Source organism: Thermoanaerobacter sp. RKWS2, assembly GCF_026240795.1.
Taxonomy (GTDB): domain Bacteria; phylum Bacillota; class Thermoanaerobacteria; order Thermoanaerobacterales; family Thermoanaerobacteraceae; genus Thermoanaerobacter; species Thermoanaerobacter ethanolicus.
The window spans coordinates 2,673,258-2,691,878 of the sequence record NZ_CP110888.1 but is presented as its reverse complement, the minus strand read 5'-3'; the positions used below and the strand labels follow the sequence as shown (position 1 = coordinate 2,691,878).

Annotated in this window: 11 protein-coding genes and 2 pseudogenes; 9 read left to right on the top strand and 4 right to left on the bottom strand. The window is 34.5% G+C overall.

The window, feature by feature from the left end; genetic code table 11:
• The first annotated feature begins 196 nt into the window (after nt 1-196).
• Entirely contained in the window at nt 197-5,713 is a 5,517-nt protein-coding gene (locus tag OEI98_RS14230) for a S8 family serine peptidase (RefSeq protein ID WP_266038612.1), read from the top strand.
• Nucleotides 5,714-5,907: 194 nt separating this feature from the next.
• On the opposite strand, the gene OEI98_RS14225 is transcribed toward OEI98_RS14230, so the two are convergent.
• The 3 genes from OEI98_RS14225 to OEI98_RS14215 all read right to left on the bottom strand — a co-directional run bounded on the left by OEI98_RS14225 (nt 5,908) and on the right by OEI98_RS14215 (nt 8,758).
• Nucleotides 5,908-6,708 carry an ExeA family protein gene (locus tag OEI98_RS14225; protein WP_003871651.1) on the bottom strand — a complete coding sequence of 267 codons (801 nt, stop codon included), beginning with the start codon at nt 6,706-6,708 and terminating at the stop codon, nt 5,908-5,910.
• A 16-nt stretch (nt 6,709-6,724) separates the two neighbouring features.
• Nucleotides 6,725-8,041, bottom strand: a complete 1,317-nt coding sequence (locus OEI98_RS14220) for a DDE-type integrase/transposase/recombinase (RefSeq protein WP_266036855.1) — start codon at nt 8,039-8,041, stop codon at nt 6,725-6,727.
• Nucleotides 8,042-8,176: 135 nt separating this feature from the next.
• Nucleotides 8,177-8,758 (bottom strand): DUF6431 domain-containing protein, encoded by a 582-nt coding sequence (locus tag OEI98_RS14215; protein ID WP_266036853.1) that lies wholly within the window; start codon nt 8,756-8,758, stop codon nt 8,177-8,179.
• 139 nt (nt 8,759-8,897) lie between these two features.
• On the opposite strand from OEI98_RS14215, the pseudogene OEI98_RS14210 reads away from it, so the two are divergent.
• From OEI98_RS14210 to OEI98_RS14190, 5 genes and pseudogenes are all read left to right on the top strand, one after another.
• Nucleotides 8,898-9,368: pseudogene (locus OEI98_RS14210) on the top strand (S-layer homology domain-containing protein); the annotation flags it as partial.
• Nucleotides 9,369-9,605: 237 nt separating this feature from the next.
• Nucleotides 9,606-10,687: pseudogene (locus OEI98_RS14205) on the top strand (pyridoxal-phosphate-dependent aminotransferase family protein).
• Nucleotides 10,688-10,700: 13 nt separating this feature from the next.
• On the top strand, nt 10,701-12,302 hold the full coding sequence (gene serA / locus OEI98_RS14200; protein ID WP_266038608.1) for a phosphoglycerate dehydrogenase: 1,602 nt from the start codon (nt 10,701-10,703) through the stop codon (nt 12,300-12,302).
• Between the two features lie 138 nt (nt 12,303-12,440).
• Nucleotides 12,441-12,641 carry a hypothetical protein gene (locus OEI98_RS14195; protein ID WP_266038606.1) on the top strand — a complete coding sequence of 67 codons (201 nt, stop codon included), beginning with the start codon at nt 12,441-12,443 and terminating at the stop codon, nt 12,639-12,641.
• 245 nt (nt 12,642-12,886) lie between these two features.
• A complete protein-coding gene (locus OEI98_RS14190; protein WP_266038604.1) occupies nt 12,887-14,584 on the top strand; it encodes an IS1634 family transposase in 1,698 nt (565 codons plus the stop codon).
• A gap of 237 nt (nt 14,585-14,821) precedes the next feature.
• Here the strand turns inward: OEI98_RS14190 and OEI98_RS14185 are convergent, their stop codons facing one another.
• Nucleotides 14,822-15,640, bottom strand: coding sequence for a histidinol-phosphatase (locus OEI98_RS14185; protein WP_266038601.1), 819 nt, complete (start codon nt 15,638-15,640; stop codon nt 14,822-14,824).
• Between the two features lie 353 nt (nt 15,641-15,993).
• Between OEI98_RS14185 and OEI98_RS14180 the strand changes: the two genes are divergently transcribed.
• The 3 genes from OEI98_RS14180 (at nt 15,994) to OEI98_RS14170 (ending at nt 18,557) form a co-directional block, all read left to right on the top strand.
• Nucleotides 15,994-17,595, top strand: a complete 1,602-nt coding sequence (locus tag OEI98_RS14180; protein ID WP_004399086.1) for a CTP synthase — start codon at nt 15,994-15,996, stop codon at nt 17,593-17,595.
• Between the two features lie 279 nt (nt 17,596-17,874).
• Nucleotides 17,875-18,156, top strand: a complete 282-nt coding sequence (locus OEI98_RS14175; protein WP_004399084.1) for a type II toxin-antitoxin system Phd/YefM family antitoxin — start codon at nt 17,875-17,877, stop codon at nt 18,154-18,156.
• Nucleotides 18,144-18,557, top strand: coding sequence for a putative toxin-antitoxin system toxin component, PIN family (locus OEI98_RS14170; RefSeq protein WP_266038599.1), 414 nt, complete (start codon nt 18,144-18,146; stop codon nt 18,555-18,557). Before OEI98_RS14175 ends, OEI98_RS14170 begins: the two co-directional genes overlap by 13 nt.
• The last annotated feature ends 64 nt before the right edge of the window (nt 18,558-18,621 follow it).

Here is an 18,621-nt window from a genome sequence, read left to right as displayed (position 1 = left end):
GTATATTATATTTTAAATAAAATGTCTCAAATTCAACAATAATTACAAATTTTATTTATAATTATTAAACATATGCTATCTAAGGGTTTATTCCCTTAGATTATAGATATTTCATAAAATGGGGGGATGAAGGGAAGAAAATTGTATCTTTTTGTCGAAACATAAGGAAGATGAAAAACAAGGGGGTTAAGATTTTATGGGTAAAAGGTTTTTAGTTTTTCTGATTGCATTTACATTGGTATTTGGTGCTTTTAGCTCTTTTGGTTATTCGGAGCAGATGCCATCATCGAATAACCCAAAACTTACCTTAGATTCGCTAAAAATCGATTATAATCTTGTAAAACAGATTGCTAAAGATAATTTTAAAGAAACTGCTAAACCCTATCAAAGCAAGTCAAAAGTTGTGGAACAATTTGGAGAAGAGATGCAAAATTTAAGAGATGGTTCCAAGCAAGAGATTGAAAAATATAATCCTGATGAAACTGTACGAGTTATTGTGGAATTAGAAAAGGATAGTCTTGCTTCTTTTGCATTAAAGTCTAACAAGACTCTCAAAACTTTGACGCAAAATGAAAAAACGACTATTTTAAGCAAAATTACTCAAGAACAAACTCAATTAAAAAGCGTATTGAGCAAAAATTTCAATTTTAAACCAAGACATACATATAAAACTGTTTTAAATGGCATAAGTGGTGAGGTAAAAGTTAAAGATATAGAAAAAATTAAAACATTGCCTGGAGTAAAAGATGTAAGAATTGTAAATGAGTATTTCCTTGATATGAAAACAGCAGTTTATTCTACAAATGCTCCTACTGTATGGAATGAATTGGGATATAAAGGAGAAGGAATGGTTGTAGCAATAGTAGATACAGGAATAGATTATAGGCACCAGGATATGAAAATAACAGATAGTTCCAAAGTAAAATTGACTCAAGCAAAAGTACAGGAAATAGCAAATACAACAGGTCTTCCTTATAAATATTTTACAGATAAAGTACCTGTTGGTTGGAACTGGGCAGACAATAATGATCAAATTATAGATATTGGTGCTACACAGTCAATGCACGGACAGCACGTTGCAGGTATAGTTGCAGCAAATGGCAATATTAAAGGCGTTGCACCTGAGGCGCAGCTTATAGCTGAAAAAGTATTTTCAAATAACCCTAATTTTGCATCTGCTTTTTCAGACGATATAGTAGCAGGTATTGACCACGCAGTCGCTTTTGGAGCAGATGTCATAAACATGAGCTTAGGCTCAACAGCAGGTTTTGTCCGTCCAGATGACCCTGAGCACCTGGCGATAAAAAATGCTGTTGACAATGGCGTAATAGTTGTTGTTTCAGCTGGTAACTCCAGTTATTCGACGAGCGCAGAATTTTATCCATATGCAATGGATCCAGATATAGGAACTGTCGGCTCGCCTGGATTGTGGCTTGATGCTATTCAAGTGGCTGCTTCTATAAATCCTGGACTTACAGGAAAAAGCTTTTCTGTAAATCCTGCTCCACAAGATTTTGACAGAGTAGTATATTCTGTAGGAAGTCCTACAGACCATGACCCTATTGACCCTGCAGATGTCTTGAAAGGAGAGTATGAGGTAGTATACTGTGGATTAGGTAGACCCGAGGATTTTCAAGGTAAAGATGTAGTAGGTAAAGTTGCCCTTATTTCAAGAGGTTCTATTACATTTAACGCAAAGACGATAAATGCACAAAATGCTGGTGCAGTAGCTGCAGTAATTTTCAATAATACTACAGGAACAATTTCAATGGCATTAGGAGAAGGTACGAAAATTCCTTCTGTGTCTATTTTAAGAGATGCAGGTCTTGCAATTAAAGCTTTGTTAGATCAAGGGCAAAAAGTCACAGTAAAATTTGATGGTGCTATAGGAACAAATAAATTAGGAGTTCCTCCGGGAGACAATGTAACAGACTTTTCATCCTGGGGTGTTACACCAAGCTTTGACTTTAAACCGGAAATAATGGCACCTGGCGGCGGAATATATTCAACACTTAACAAAGATTCTTACGGTTTGATGAGCGGTACATCTATGTCATCACCTCATGTGGCAGGTGCAATGGCGTTAATTGCTGAAGCTCTTAAAGATAAAGTATCTAAAGGTGAATTAACTTTCAAAGATGGCAGAGACTTTGTTGAAATGGCTAAAATAATGGCTATGAATACAGCCAAAGTTATAATTGATACAAACGACAATGCTGCTCTTTATACAGGTAAAATCTTAAGAAGTCCTAAGCCTTATTCACCGAGACAACAAGGGGCAGGTATGATTCAAATAGATAAGGCAATCAAGACACCTGTGACAATTACAGATGTGAATGGGAAAGCCGGTATTGCCCTTGGCAGTATTGGAAATAGTGCAACCTTTATCTTGACTCTTAAAAATCACAGCAAGAGTGATGTTACGTATACCTTAAAGGACGAGTATGGAGTTTTGACAGATTATGTTCTTTGGGGATTTAACTTTGCTGAAACAACAACCCTTACAGGGGCGACAGTTAAATTTGATAAAGATACTGTGACAGTGCCTGCGAACGGACAAGCGACTGTCAATGTTACATTGATAATTCCTCAAAATGCTCCACAAAATATTTTTGCGGAAGGATTTTTAAGCTTTATTCCAGAAGATAGCAATCTTCCCAAACTAAGCGTACCTTATACAGCTTTTTATGGAAGTTGGGATGAACCGAGAATTATAGATTCACCTCTTTGGGAAGATGACACTTATTATGGACTTACAGGTATGGCAGGAGTTATAGATGAAGACTTGTATTTCTTAGGTAACTTGGGACGTGAGGAAGAAAAACCTGATCCATCTACAATTGCTATATCGCCAAATGGTGATGGTGTATTTGATTTTGCACAGCCAGTGCTTTCATTTATGAGAAATGCAAGAGAATTTAAAGTAAGCGTTGTAGACGGTAATGGAAATGTAATAAGAGAAATATCGCAAGAAGAATATTTAAGAAAGAACGTTGCAGAAACTTCCAAGGCGAGAATTTCCGATTCATGGATATGGGACGGCAAAGCATTTAACCCTGCGACAGGAGAATTTGAAGCAGTTCCTGATGGACAATATTATATGCGCTTTGAATCTAAGATAGATTATCCAAATGCAAAGACACAAGTTCTTCAAATGCCTGTTAAAGTCGATACAATATTGCCTGAAGTTATGATAAATGATGGCTATGTCGATCAATATGGATATTTAAACGAAAATTACATTTCAAACGGAAAAGCAATAATTGAATGGACAGCTACTGATAAAGAAGGTTCAGGTATAGATTATTATGTTCTCTTTACAGGAAAGATTGACCCTGTGACATATAACGTAGCAAATATTGAAGCAAAAGTCTTACCAAATGATGTGACTTCAGCAGAAGTCCCTCTTCCAAACCGCTATACATTTATTGCTGTACTTGGTGTAGACTATGCAGGAAATATTTCTGATATAATGGGTGTAAATAATAGCTGTATTGCATTTAACCCAGAAATAAAAGACAATTTTGGACCTGTAATTACTGTAAAAGAACCTCAAGTAGCACAAATATTTAATACAAGAGATATTGTTGTTTCAGGAACCATAGAAGATGAGACGACATTTATGGGTGAACTCTATATTAATGATGAAAAAGTAACAGTCAATCCAGACAATACTTTCAAAACAACAATACATTTTTACAGTGATGGAAAGAAACAAATAAAATTCCTTGCATTTGATAATTTGTATAATGCAGACGACCCTTCAACATATGAACACAAGACAGAATTTGCAATACCCATTTATATAGATACTACAAAACCCGAAATTACTTTAAATGTAGATAATTTCAAAGGCTTTATTTCACCTGAAGGAGTAAGCCTTACAGTAGCAGGCAATGTGTACGATACAGGATTTGGATACAAACTGTTTATCAATGGCAACAATATACTTAACAAAGAAGCTGATGATTACACAACATTTAATGATAACTTTATTGCCAGAGTACCTCTTAACGTGGGAAATAATATCATTTCGATAAGTGCAGTAGATGTGGCAACAAATAAAGCCGAAGTTACAGTAGCTGCAAATGTGTATACTTCAGATATACAAAATTACGTTACAATAACCTACAATGGAACACAAAAGACAATACAACTTGCAAAAGTCACGCTTGACTCACTTAATGCTAATCCAAATCCACTTTATATACCGGTTGGGGGAACAGGCAAAATAACCGTTAATGCAATATATACAGACGGTACAACAAAAGATATAACAGATAAAGCAGTGTTTGAATCTGTATATGGGGACATTGCAAAAGTAGAGGGTAATGGAATTGTAGTTGGAATGAATCCAGGTGAGACTACAATAACTGCCACATATGATAATAAATCTGTTGATATAAAAGTTGTAGTTTCAGAAGCTGTACCATTGGGGATAAGTGTTGACCCGCCATCTATAACAGTTCCAGCAGGCAAAGCAATGCCAATTGCAGTTTATAATCATTTCTCAGATGGCAGTCAAGTAGATGTGACAAATTACACTAAATTTATAATTGCAAATCCGCTTATTGCTGACTACACTATGGGAGTTGTAAAAGGCCTTTCTAAAGGAAGCACTGTGCTTACTGCCGTGTATAACAATAGTGCGTTAAATGTTCCAATTACAGTAACAGACCCAGTTCTTGAAAATATACAAGTTCAACCTTCTTCTATTGAAATAAAAGTGGGAGAAACTACACAAATAGAAGTTACAGCAAACTATTCTGATGGCACAACAAAAGACGTGACAAAAGATGCTAAATATAATTTTGATCCAAATATAATTACAGTAAACCAAGGGCTTGTTAAAGGGGTTAAAGCAGGCAGTACCACAATTGAAATAAGTTATGACGACAAAACTACATCTGTCAATGTTACAGTAAAAGAAGTACCTTCTTCTGGCGGAGGCGTAGGTATTACACCTATTATACCCCCAGTGACTCCACCTGCAAGCACTGAAGAAACAGCAAAGCCAACTCAAGAAGTATCACAAGGCAAAGTAGTTGTAGAAAATAACACAACAACACTTACAGTAGACGAAAACAAAGTGGCAAAAGACATAAAAGACACTTCAAAGAAAGAAATACAATTTGACTTAACAAATATAGGAACTACACCTCAAAAAGCATTAGAAATACCTGTAACTGTACTTAATTTAATAGCAGAGAACAACAAAAACGTAGTAGTAAAATCAGACGAAGTAGCTCTTCAATTTGATGCAAAAACTTTGGGAGTATCACAAGAAGCAATTGACCTCATAAACAAAGCAGGAACAATAAAACTTAACATACACAACAAAGGCAAAATAACCGCATCATCTTTCGAGCCAATAACAAGCGCCTATGACATAACAATAAAAGCAGGAGACAAAGACATAAAAATAGGGTCACCAGTAAAAATGACATTTAACATAAAAGGTGGAAAAGACATAAGAAAAATAGGAGTATACTACTTAAACGAGAAGACAAATCAATGGGAATACGTAGGAGGAAAAATTGACAAAGGAACAAACACAATAACCTTTGAAGCCAAACACTTCTCAACCTATGAAGTCTTTGAATACAACAAAGAATTCAAAGACGTAACAAAAGACAATTGGGCATATGACGTAGTAAATGTCCTTGCATCAAGGCACATAATAAAAGGAGTAGACTGTCAATTCTCAAATTAAATCTCCAAAGATTTTCAAATTATAATGGCATTTTTTAAGTGCATAAAAGTATTTTTTCTCAAATTATCACAGCCTGATTAAAAATTTTTTTCACTTTTTAAGAGCATTACCGCTAAAATATGTTAATATCTGTTATTGGCAATTTGGGTTAATTGATGTATAATAAAAAATGAGAGTAGCGAAAGCTACTACTCTCACAAACTGATTTCATTTTGTGCCTGGTATATTACTTCTTCATCTATTTCTCTTAGCCTTTTAGAATACGCATAGAGAAGAGAAGCTGTTACCAGGTTATTTATTATCCTTGGGAGCCCTTTTGTTAGAGAATATATTGCTTCATATGCTGATGGTGTAAATATATCATTCACCACTCCGGCTATTTTCATTCTTGTTTTTATATAATCTTGAATTTCTTCTTTTTTTAGCCCTTGCATCACATACTTTATAGAAATTCTTTGCCTTAGTGCACTGTTTACATTCAAGGCTAGTTTGTTTCTTATGTGTGGTTGTCCTGAAAGTATCAATATATACGGGTTTTGAGAATCCATATTAAAGTTAAATATTATTCTCAAATCTTCAAGAACATCGTTAGAAACCAGTTGTATTTCATCTAATATTATGACAGGAGTTATCTTCTGGCTATAGTAAAGTTCTGTTATCGCTCTTTGTATCTGGTGAAAGAGCGTTACTTTTTTGTATGAGGGTGTTTCGCCTAAAATCATAGCCAATGCTTGATAGAATTCTCTCACTGTGAGTGTAGATAGAGCAAAGTAACATGGTTTAAATGTAGAACGGTTGAGGCTTTCAGCATATCTTCTTAATGCGGTAGATTTGCCTGAACCGGCCTCCCCAACGATAAGTCCTATACCCCTTGTTTCTTGTAAATATTTTAGCCTGGCATTTAATTCAGCAATGTCTTCACTTATGTAAAGGTCGTTTACACTTATCTCTTTAGAAAATGGATTAAATTTCATTCCAAAATATTGGGTAAACATTGTAAACACCTCTTTTTTAATCAATGATATCGTTAAAGGATATCACTGTGTGTTTAATAAAATCAACTAACTCTTCATTTCTGCTTACAGCATTTTTGTTTTGGGTGTATCCTATGGGAATTTTAGCATTATCATGAAAATTTACCTTATACGCTTCCCCCACTTTTTTGCCTTCATGAAAAAGTAGAAGAGGTGTATTATCCTTAAGCCACTGCGGGTCATATCTGACTTCTAAGCGCATACCTTTAAACTTTTCTTCTGTTTCATAAAGTATATTTTCCACTTTAAGTGTAGCATCTTTGTTTACTTTACGATTTACTCTTATGAGAAAACATTCATTCAACATATCTATGTCTTTACACATATTTACCCTTGATATTTGAGACATGAAAAAATCTAAAGGACTCATGCCAATACTGCTGTGTTCTTTTCGGTTGTAATCATCCTCCAGCCATTTAAAAAACATCATATTGAGCTCATCTATACTCTTTATGGATGTAGGATCTATTGTGCTTAAAAATCTCATTCTCACCGTATGAAAGAATCTTTCTATTTTTCCTTTTGAATGAGGTGAAAAGGGCTCAGCATGAATAAGAGATGTACCTAGTGAGGCACATATATATTCAAATTGACTGCTTCTATATATCTTTCCATTGTCAGTGTAGAGCATTTTGGGTATTCCCCTTCTTAGCACTGCTTCTTTAAATGAGTCTCTTAAAGCTAAAAAATTCTGGGTATAGTAAAAGTGAGCATAGGTACACAGCCTGGAAGCATCATCTATATATGCAATAAGGTACGTTTGTCTCTTTGTTTTACCTTCTTTAATATATGGCCCATACATGACATCAGTTTGCCACAGTTCATTGATGTATTCATGGGAAAACCTCTTTGTTTTACCCTCTTTTTCTTTATCTAAAGATTTTACAGGAATGTTTTTCAAAAACCTATAGAATGTCGAAAGGGATACTTTATCCGGTGATATTATTCCTTCTCCTATCAATGTCTCATAAAGAAGTTTGTTTGGCATTTCAGGATGTTCAAGCTTCTTTTGCTTTATTCTCTCTGAAAGTTCAAAGTCTATCTTTCTGTATTTGCCTCTGTCACTTCGATAACCCGGCTTTAACGCTTCTATACCGCCTCTTAAATACTGATATAGCCACCCTCTAAGTGTCTTGGGAGTATATCTTCTCATTCCAAGATAAGGTATCTCAATAGGTTTATCGGAAAGAGCATCAAAATATTCTTTCTGATTTTTTACCTGTCCGTTTAACACCGGACTTATCAGTGAAAATCTCTTTAATGCTATAGCTTCTCTCGCTTTTTCATCAAGCATTTATATGTTCCCCCTTCACTTTTTTGATTTCTTAATCGTAATTTTAGCTCATACCTGGGGGACATTAAAGGAAAAAGTTATGTTGCTAAGAAAAATCAAAATTTTTATTTAAATCTTTCAGGTTTAATGCTAGAATTATGTGAGAGAGGCCAGAAATGATTTTTGGCAATGAGCATAAAACCGTTGGGAGAAGAGTGGTACAATGCTTATTATGTCCAAAATCTCTCTGGCCCTCTCTCTTTGTGAGTCAGTCTCAGATAACTTTATGTAAGGGTTTATTTGCCTTAATCCGTATATGATAAAACTTAAATTATTCATTATCCTTTTGGTGTAAAAATATATATGCTGTCTTGAAAATAGTATGGTAGGGAAGTTTCTTTTTAAGTCACTTATGAAAGAACTGAGAGTTTTTTCTCTGAGAAGTGTCTCTTTTAAAGACTTTACAATCATATTGAAAGAATACTGAAAATGAGGAATACAGAAATCAGGAAGGTAGGAAAGAGTCCTTTTGCACACAGGGCATATATATCTTCTTATGGCTATTTTTACACAGTTGGATCCGTCTAAATAGTAACGGTAATAAAACCCGTGCTTTTTTAATTTTACTTTACACTTGCAATCGGGATGAGGACATCTATCTGGCGGGGCAGGGAAATTGTAATCTTTACCTTTATGTAAATATTCTTCAATGTTATCAACATGGAAAACTATTTGCATAAGTAACCTCTCCAATTAAAATTAATGCTAAAGGAATCTGAAAAAATTTATCAAATTCCTTTAGCATTAATTTTATCACAAGATTATTTAATCTGAGAAATTTTTTCGATTTTAAGCTAAATTAATTTGAGAAATGACAGTAGACAGTGAAACATTTGTACCGAACGCAAAAATAACAAGAGCAGAATTTGCAGCATTAATGATAAGGGCATTAGGAATAGAAGAAGAGCCATACAAAGGAGAATTCAATGACGTAAAAGAAGGAACATGGTATGCTAACGCAATAGAAGCAGCATACAAAGCAGGGATAATGTTAGGAGACGGCAAGAATATGAGGCCGGATGACCCAATAACAAGAGAAGAGATGACAGCAGTAATAATGAGGGTATACGGAAAGCTTGCAGAGTACAAAGAGGACAGTATAGGGAATACCACTTTCAGTGATAACAACAAGATAAGCGAATGGGCAAAGAATGTAGTAGCGAATGCAGTAAAACTTGGAATAGTAAGAGGATATGAAGATAACACTTTCAAGCCAAAAGACAACGCTACAAGAGCAGAGGCAGCAGCTATGCTTTACAGAATTTTAGAGAAAACAGGAAACATATAAGATGGAGCTAAAGAAAAATGCGCCCTAACGGGCGCTTTCTTTTTATTTTATTATTATGGATAATTTTTAATAATTCTTACCTTTCGTGATAATATATTTTTTCATTTTTGCATATCAGTAATCGATATTTTTTTAACAATGTCCACTTTGCGTGGACAAATGTATTTTTTGCTATTGCATTTTTTACTTTATTGATTTATCATATTAAATATATATCTAGTAACAGGGAGTGATAAGATGAAAGAGATGACATTGATGACACCGGGGCCTACAATGGTACCGGAAGAGGTAAAAAAGTTGCTGGTGCACAGCCATTACACCATAGAACGGAAGAATTTTATGAATTATTTTCTAATCTCAATAGAAATTTAAAAGAAATATTTAAAACTAAAAATGAAGTTATAACTTTGACCTCATCAGGAACAGGTGGAATGGAAGCTGTCATTGCGAATCTTTTTTCCACCGGTGATAAAGTATTAGTAGCCAGTATAGGTTACTTTGGAGAAAGGTTTTATGATATAGCAAAAGCTTATGGCCTTGATGCAGAACTTCAAGACTTTGGCTGGGGAAACGCCGTAGACCTTAACGTATTAGAAGACAAATTAAGAAATGGTAATTACAAAGCCCTTTTAGTCACTCATAATGAAACTTCTACAGGAGTTACAAATAATGTAAAAGAAATTGCAAAAATTGCTAATAAATACGGGGTGGCAATTGTCGTTGATGCTGTAAGCTCTTTAGGCGGTATACCACTTGAAATGGACGAATGGGGTATTGATGCAGTAATAACCTGTTCTCAAAAATGCCTTATGTCGCCTCCTGGACTTAGCTTTGTTGCTTTAAGTGAAAGAGCATGGAAAATGGCTGAAACTTCTAATCTTCCAAAATATTATTTTAACTTAAAAAAAGCAAGAGAAGGCGTTTTAAAGCCCAACCCCGATACTCCTGCTACTCCTGCTGTTTCCATAATAATGGCTGTAGCAAAAGCGACAAATATGCTTTTAGAAATGGGACTGGATAATGTATACAAAAGGCAAGCCGACTATGGAAAAAGAGTGAGAGAATACGTAAAGAGCCTAGGATTAGAGCTACTGCCGGAAGAAGACACAGCTTCTGATTTAATAACTGCCATAAAAGTTCCTGAAAAATACAAAGCATCAGAAATTATAAACTATATGAAAGAAAAACATGGGGTATTGATAACAGGAGGACAAGGACCTTTAAAAGGGAAAATTATAAGAATAGGTCATATGGGTTATGTGACTGAAGAAATGCTTATTAAAACTCTTGAGGCGTTGAAAGACGCAATAGAGGGGTAAGGAGGGATATAACTTGAGGATAATTGTCACAGAGAAAATATCAGAAAATGGCATTGAATATCTAAAAAAACACGCTGACGTAGACGTGAAAACTAATATTTCAAGAGATGAGCTTTTAGAAATTATTAAAAATTATGATGCTATTATTGTTAGAAGTGCTACAAAAGTGGATAGAGAACTCATCGAAAAAGGTGAAAGATTAAAAGTCATAGGTCGTGCGGGAAATGGCGTTGACAACATTGATGTAACAGCAGCTACTGAAAAAGGAATCCTTGTTGTAAATACTCCTGCTGGAAATATCGTTGCTGCCGCGGAATTGACCATTGGTCTTATGCTGGCTATAGCCAGAAATATACCACAGGCATATCATGCTGGCCTTAATGGAGACTTTAGAAGGGATAAATTCAAAGGCGTTGAATTGAACGGAAAAACTGTAGGCATAATAGGTTTGGGTCGAATCGGTTCCCTTGTTGCTGCAAGGTTGGCAGCATTCAACATGAGAGTAATTGCTTACGACCCTTATATGCCTGATAGCCGTTTTGAAAAATACGGTGTGGAAAAAGTTACTTTAGATGAATTGCTTCAGCAATCAGACTTTATAACAATTCACCTCCCGAAAACGGAAGAGACCAAAAAAATGCTCAGCGAAAAAGAGTTCAAAAAAATGAAAAAGGGAGTTAGAATAGTAAATGCCGCACGAGGAGGCATCATTGATGAAAAAGCCCTTTACAATGCCATTAAAGAGGGCATTGTAGCGGCAGCAGGATTAGACGTTCTTGAAGTAGAACCCAAATATAATGTAGAACGACAAGATTTTAACAATCCACTTCTTGAACTGCCAAATGTCGTTTTTACGCCTCATATTGGAGCTTCAACTTATGAAGCGCAAGAAAACATAGGTATATCCATTGCGCAAGAAGTAATCTCGGCTTTAAACGGTAATCTGTACGGAAATATAGTAAATTTACCCGGGGTAAAATCCGACGAATTTTCACAGCTCAAACCTTATATGAAATTGGCTGAAGCCATGGGAGCATTTTATTATCAAATAAATGATACTCCTGTTAGATTAGTTGAAGTGATATATAGAGGAGAAATTTCGAAAACTAATACAGATATTGTTACTCTCTATGCTCTTAAAGGCTTTTTAAAGCCTGTATTAGAGGAGGATGTAAGTGTTGTAAATGCAAAATTAAGGGCAAAAGAAATGGGAATAGAAGTTGTAGAGGGTAAAATCGAAGAAATAAACCACTATTCAAGCCTTATCATTCTCAAGATTACAGATACCAATGGCAAAACAACACAATTTGCAGGAACCACATACGGAGAAGAAGTGAGGATTGTAGAGTATATGGGACATAAAGTAAATTTTGAACCTACGGAGTATATGCTATTTGTCAAGAATAAAGACATACCAGGGGTTATAGGTCACATAGGGAATGTGTTAGGAGACTTTGGCATAAACATCTCTACCATGCAAGTAAGCCCAAATAAAAATGATGGAACAGCATTAATGATTGTAAGCACAGACAAAGAAATCCCTGATGAAGCAGTAGAGTCTCTAAATAAATTAAATAGCATAATAAAAGCAAGAGCAGTTAAAGGATTGATATAGAGATATGGATTGTTGTCAGAATATTGTAAAGATGATATAATATATGTAAAGTAAATTTTATTAAGGTGATAAAAATGCAAAATAGTAGCATGATAAAAAAATTAAATGAAATTATAGATTCTTTAACGGAGAAGGAAATTGCTGAAGCGATTGACTTTGCTGAGTATCTTAAAGAGAAAAAAGAAAGAGCTTATAAAAAAATTTAACGATTGGGATAAATCTTTAGAAGTAGAACAAATGACCCATGAAGAGGAAAAATTGTTAAAAGAAAGCGAGGGAGAATATATAACTTTAGAAGAAGCAAAGAAGGCAGTAAGTTGCCTTTTGAGGGAGATATAAAAAAACTAAAAACATCTAAAAAGGAGCGTTTATATAGGTTAAGAGTTCTCGACTTTGTCAGTTGGAGGCCATTTTTAGGCTGGTAAAAAATATCAAACCCTTGATTTTCAAGGGTTTTTTGTTTTTAGGATTAAAAAAATTTTCAAAACTGTAGGGACAATTTTTCTTCTAATTATTGCCATAATACTTGACTATATTCACTTTTTGTAGTATAATGTAATAAACTAACATAAAGGTGATGCCATATGTTTCTCAAAATAACTAAAGCTGGTGGCTATGAGTATGCCAAAATTGTCCATAATTATCGCGAAAATGGTAAAATAAAGCAAAAAGTCTTGCTTAATCTCGGTAGAATTGATGAACTCAAAAATGACCCTTCTTTCATTAATCTTGTAGATAAATTGCAAAAAATATTTTTAAGCTCCAGTGAAGAAACAGGTTCCATCAAGCTTTTTCCAGAAGATGTTTCAGAAGGAATTATTAAAAACTGGGGATATGTTGTGTATAGAAAACTTTGGGAAGAGCTTGAAATAGGTAAATTTCTCAAACGGTATAGCTCCCAAAATTCCAGGATAAAGTTTGACATTGATAAAGTGACATTTTTGATGACAGTACAAAGATTAATTCAGCCAGTAAGCAAACTTCAGACATACTACCGCAAAAACAGATACTTTGAATTTGAAGAAGATATTGATTTAAATCAGCTGTACAGGGGATTAGATATTCTGGCCCAGATAAAAGAGGATTTAGAGCTATATCTTTATCACAAGAATAGAGATTTATTTAACATGGTAGTTGATGTTGTTTTTTATGATGTGACAACATTTTACTTTGAAAGTATTAAGCAAGATAATTTAAGGGATTTTGGATTTAGCAAGGATAACAAGGTAAATGAGGTACAAGTGGTAATGGGCATGCTTGTAGATAAAGAAGGAAGACCAGTTGGATATGAACTGTTTCCTGGAGACACTGTTGACAGCAAGACCATGATAGAAATTTTGAGGAAACTGAAAGAGAAATTTTGCATAGACCAGGTAATAATAGTGGCGGACAAAGGTCTTAACAGTAAACTTAATTTAAAGCTGATAAAAGAAGCGGGATACGACTACATTGTGGCAAGCAGACTGAAAAACATGAGTAAAGAGATTTTAGATAGAGTATTTGATGAAGAAGGATATCAAGTTCTTGAAGAGAAAAAGTGGAGATTTGACAGAGAAATATTTGGTGAAGAGTTTAGATTCAAGGTCATAGAAAGAGAGAATATTATCAAAACGGGAGAAGGGGAAATATTCAAGATACCTGAGAATCTAGTAATAACCTATTCAAGCAAGAGGGCCAAAAAAGATAAAGAAGACAGGCAAAGGCTAGTAGAAAAAGCAAAAGAACTTTTAGAAAGGCCCGGCAATGTAAGGGCAGCAGAAAAGAGAGGAGGAAGGAAATATTTAAGACGCATTTCCGAATCAGAAGAATATGTACTGGATGAAGAAGCAATAAAGAGAGATGAGAAATTTGACGGTTTTTATGCAATTCAGACCAGCAAGAAAGAAATGAGTGTGACAGAAGTTTTGAATGCATATCATGATTTATGGAAGATAGAGCAGTCTTTCAGAGTAATGAAAAGCTGTCTGGAGGTAAGACCAATATTTCACTGGACGGAAAAAAGGATAAGAGGGCATTTTGTTGTGTGCTATTTAGCATTTTTACTGGAAAGAACTTTAGAATACAGCTTGAGGTCTAAGGGGAAAGAATTAAGCAGTGATAGAATAAAAGAAGCGATAGGTTCAATGAATTTTGTGGAGATAGAGATAAATGGGAAGAAATATTTAATTAAACAAAAGATGGAGGAGAAAGCTGAAAACATATTGAAGGTGATGAAAATAAAAGCACCAAAAAATTTCATTACGTATGAGGAAGGCATGGAATTAATTAGCATGAGAAAGTGATGTAGTGACAAATTTCACGCCCATTTTTTGTCAATACCTGTATTCCCAAGCTTTTTGGGTTTCGAACTGACAAAGTCAAGAAAAAGGAGCGTTTATATAGGTTAAGAGTTGGAGACTATAGATTGATTTTTGAGATTGACAACGTAGATTTTGCTATTAAAGTGAAAGCTTTTGATACAAGAGGAGATATATATAAATAAATAAAATGAAAAAGGAGCAAGGTCTTTCTTGCTCCTTTTAGATATTATAGGGTAGTTTTTTTCTCCCTTCAAAATAATAAAGAGTATTTATCCCGTATGATTTTACATAAGCATAAGCTTTGTCAAAATCTCTTGCCACATCGTAAGGATTATGGGCATCAGAATTTACTACAATAGGTATATTATATTTCTTGATCATTCCCATTATTTCTTTTGAAGGGTATATTTCCCCAACAGGCTTTCTAAAGCCTGCAGTAGAAACTTCAATTACTATACCTGTTTTAGAGATTTCCTCAATATTCCGATTTATCTTATCAAAAGTATAAGGCTTTGCCCTAAATCCAAAAATTTTTACAAGGTCAATATGTCCTATAATATCGAACAGACCTGTTTTAGCCATTTTTTCAATTATATTAAAATACTCAAGATAAACCTCATCAATATCACGCCTTTTCCATTCTTCTATAGATTCTTCAAGGTCTATTCCCCAATCTTCAATCCAATGAACAGACCCTATAACATAATCCCATGGATAAGGTTCAAGAAATTCTTTCAATTCTTTTTCTTTTCCGGGGAAGTAGTCTGCCTCTATACCTAATTTTACAGGTAGTCCCATTGCTTTTGCTTCCTTTATCAATTCAACATAATTAGAAATGCTTTGGTCCATGTAACTTTTTATCCATTCTCCTCTGAAACCGTCACTTTTATAAGTGCTATATCCTTCTTTAAATCTATGTCCGTGTTCAGAAATGCCAATCTCAACTAGACCTTTACTTAAACCAGAATCTATAAACTTCTTAAGCCATTCTATAGTATAAGGGCCGTTTTCTATGTGGACGTGATAATCTGCAGCCATATTTTTCCTCCTTTTCAATAAGATAAAGCTTTAAGATTTTAATATCTTACAACATTATAATATTTTGCAAAAACTAATGCAATTTGTGTTATAATAATTTAAAGTGATTGATTTAATTTGTGAGGTGAGATGTTTTATCCTCTTTACAATCACTTTAAAATCCTATATAATAAATAAGTATTTATTTTCACGAGGTGTTTTTATGTACTGGCGGGATGACAAAAATTTAAAAAAATTTATTTAAACTTAAAGGGATACGAGTCTCTATTTTTCCAAAATAGAGATTTTTTTATGGGTTATAAACCATTAAAAATTAATCATAAAAAACGATAATACACTTAAGAGGTGAGATGATGGCGAAATATATTTTTGTAACAGGAGGAGTTGTATCCTCTCTTGGTAAAGGCATAACTGCTGCATCATTGGGAAGGCTTTTAAAAAGTCGCGGCATATCAGTTGCTATTCAAAAATTTGACCCTTATATAAACGTAGATCCCGGCACAATGAGTCCATACCAACATGGTGAAGTTTTTGTTACAGAAGATGGGGCGGAGACAGACTTAGACCTTGGCCATTATGAGAGGTTTATAGACATTAACCTTACCAAAAATAGCAATGTAACTGCAGGTAAAGTGTATTGGTCTGTCATCACAAAAGAGAGAAAAGGGGATTATCTTGGTGCCACAGTGCAAGTGATACCTCACATAACGAACGAAATTAAAGAAAGAGTATACAGAGTTGCAAAAGAAAAAAATGTGGACGTAGTAATAACAGAAATTGGCGGAACAGTAGGAGACATAGAAAGCCTTCCTTTCCTTGAAGCTATAAGACAAGTAGCAATTGAACAAGGTAAAGACAATGTTATGTTTATCCACGTCACATTAGTACCTCATCTTGGTAATACAGGGGAATTAAAAACAAAACCTACTCAACATAGCGTTAAAGAATTAAGGTCAATAGGTATTCAACCGGATATGATTGTATGCAGAACAGAACTTTCTCTAACGCAGGACTTAAAAGAAAAAATCGCTCTTTTTTGCAATGTAGATGTAGAAGCGGTTATAGAGAATAGAGATGTAGAATCAATTTATGAAGTACCATTGGAATTCGAAAAGCAAAAAGTAGATGAATATGTGCTAAGAAGATTAAATTTGCCCCTTGGCCAATCGGATTTAAAAGAGTGGAGAGAATACGTAGAAAAAGAAAAAAACCCCACAAAACAGGTAGAAGTAGCTTTGGTGGGAAAATACGTTGACCTTCATGATGCTTATATAAGCGTTGTAGAAGCATTAAAACATGCGGGAGTTTATCATAGAGCTGCTGTGAATATAAGGTGGGTAAATGCTGAGCATGTAAATGATGAGACAGTGGAAAAACTTTTAAAGGGAGCAGACGGTATATTAGTGCCGGGAGGATTTGGTGATAGAGGCATTGAAGGCAAAATAAGGGCTATCCAGTATGCAAGGGAGAACAAAATTCCTTACCTTGGATTGTGCCTTGGGATGCAGTGTGCTGTAATAGAATTTGCGAGAAATGTAGCAGGACTAAAAGGAGCTAATTCTACAGAGTTTGACCTGGATACTTCCCATCCTGTAATAGACCTCATGCCTGAACAAAAAGACATAGATGAAAAAGGCGGCACAATGAGATTGGGAGTGTATCCTTGTAAAGTAATTGAAGGAACAAAAGCTTATGAAGCCTATAAAGACGAATTAATTTATGAAAGACATAGACATAGGTACGAATTCAATAACCAATACCGGGAGCTTTTAACCTCAAAAGGCCTTGTGCTTTCAGGTCTTTCTCCTGATGAAAGGTTGGTTGAAATGATAGAATTAAAAGACCATCCTTATTTTGTGGCATCCCAGTTCCACCCGGAATTCAAGTCAAGACCTTTAAAACCTCATCCATTGTTTAGAGATTTCATTGGTGCAATGTTAAAAGACAAGGAATAAAAGAGCTTTTTATGTCATTCTGCGTCGGAGTACACAACTTCCCTGGGTCATTCTGAGCGCCAACGAAGAACCCTAGACCCGAAAGTAATACCTAAGAGTTCTTTAGGGTCTGCGATCCTTTCGTCGTGCTTCGCACTCCTCAGGATTACCCATTGATTTTATATACAATTTGGAGGGCTGGATATTATCCAGCCCTTAAATTTTACTTGATAGTTATGAACAAAAAGGTTATAATATATCTAGAAATTAATTTTAAAATTAATCTAGAGGTGAAAATAGATGGAAGAAGTCATTGGAATAGACAAATTAAGGCCCAAATTAGGTGAATATTTAGAAAAAGTAGAAAAAGGCGATGTGATAATAGTTTCTTCTCGATCTGAACCCAAAGGAGTTATAATCAGTTATTCTATGTACAATCAATTAAAAGAACTTGAAAAGAAGGCAAAACAATTAGAGATTATGCAAATTTTAAACGAATTTAGAAGTAAAGCCGAAACAGCAGGCTTATCTGAGGAAGACGTACAAAAAGAGATAGAGGAAGCACGAAAATGCGTGCAGTAATTGATACTAATGTTTTAATTTCAGCTTTTATTAGCAAAAAAAGCTATCCTGCAAAAGTTATTGATTATTGGGTCTTAAATAAATTTGACCCAGTAGTAAGCAAAGAAATTGTGGAAGAATATGCCAATGTGTTGGCGCGAGATAAGTTTGCTGTTTTTGGCACTATTGAGAAAAGACTTGACTTGCTAAATAGGCTTTTATCTTTTGATTGGGTTTTATTTGTATATCCAAAACAAAAAATAGAGGTTATAAAAGAAGACCCAAAAGATAATATTTTCTTAGAGTGTGCTTTAGAAGGAAGTTGTGACTTCATAGTCACAGGTGACAATCATTTGCTTCAACTTAAAGAGTATAAAAATATTAAAATAGTAAAAGCAGAAGAATTTGTAACCATATTGTAATCCTTTTGCAATATAACTGTAACATAAGTGTATTACAATAAATCCAATAAAAAGTAGAGAAACA

Excerpts from the sequence above, each read along its gene's own strand:
- OEI98_RS14230 (WP_266038612.1), top strand. The coding sequence starts at position 197 with ATGGGTAAAAGGTTTTTAGTTTTTCTGATTGCATTTACATTGGTATTT.
- OEI98_RS14225 (WP_003871651.1), bottom strand. The coding sequence starts at position 6,708 with ATGTTTACCCAATATTTTGGAATGAAATTTAATCCATTTTCTAAAGAG.
- OEI98_RS14220 (WP_266036855.1), bottom strand. The coding sequence starts at position 8,041 with ATGCTTGATGAAAAAGCGAGAGAAGCTATAGCATTAAAGAGATTTTCA.
- OEI98_RS14215 (WP_266036853.1), bottom strand. The coding sequence starts at position 8,758 with ATGCAAATAGTTTTCCATGTTGATAACATTGAAGAATATTTACATAAA.
- OEI98_RS14190 (WP_266038604.1), top strand. The coding sequence starts at position 12,887 with ATGTTTCTCAAAATAACTAAAGCTGGTGGCTATGAGTATGCCAAAATT.
- OEI98_RS14185 (WP_266038601.1), bottom strand. The coding sequence starts at position 15,640 with ATGGCTGCAGATTATCACGTCCACATAGAAAACGGCCCTTATACTATA.
- OEI98_RS14180 (WP_004399086.1), top strand. The coding sequence starts at position 15,994 with ATGGCGAAATATATTTTTGTAACAGGAGGAGTTGTATCCTCTCTTGGT.
- OEI98_RS14175 (WP_004399084.1), top strand. The coding sequence starts at position 17,875 with ATGGAAGAAGTCATTGGAATAGACAAATTAAGGCCCAAATTAGGTGAA.
- OEI98_RS14170 (WP_266038599.1), top strand. The coding sequence starts at position 18,144 with ATGCGTGCAGTAATTGATACTAATGTTTTAATTTCAGCTTTTATTAGC.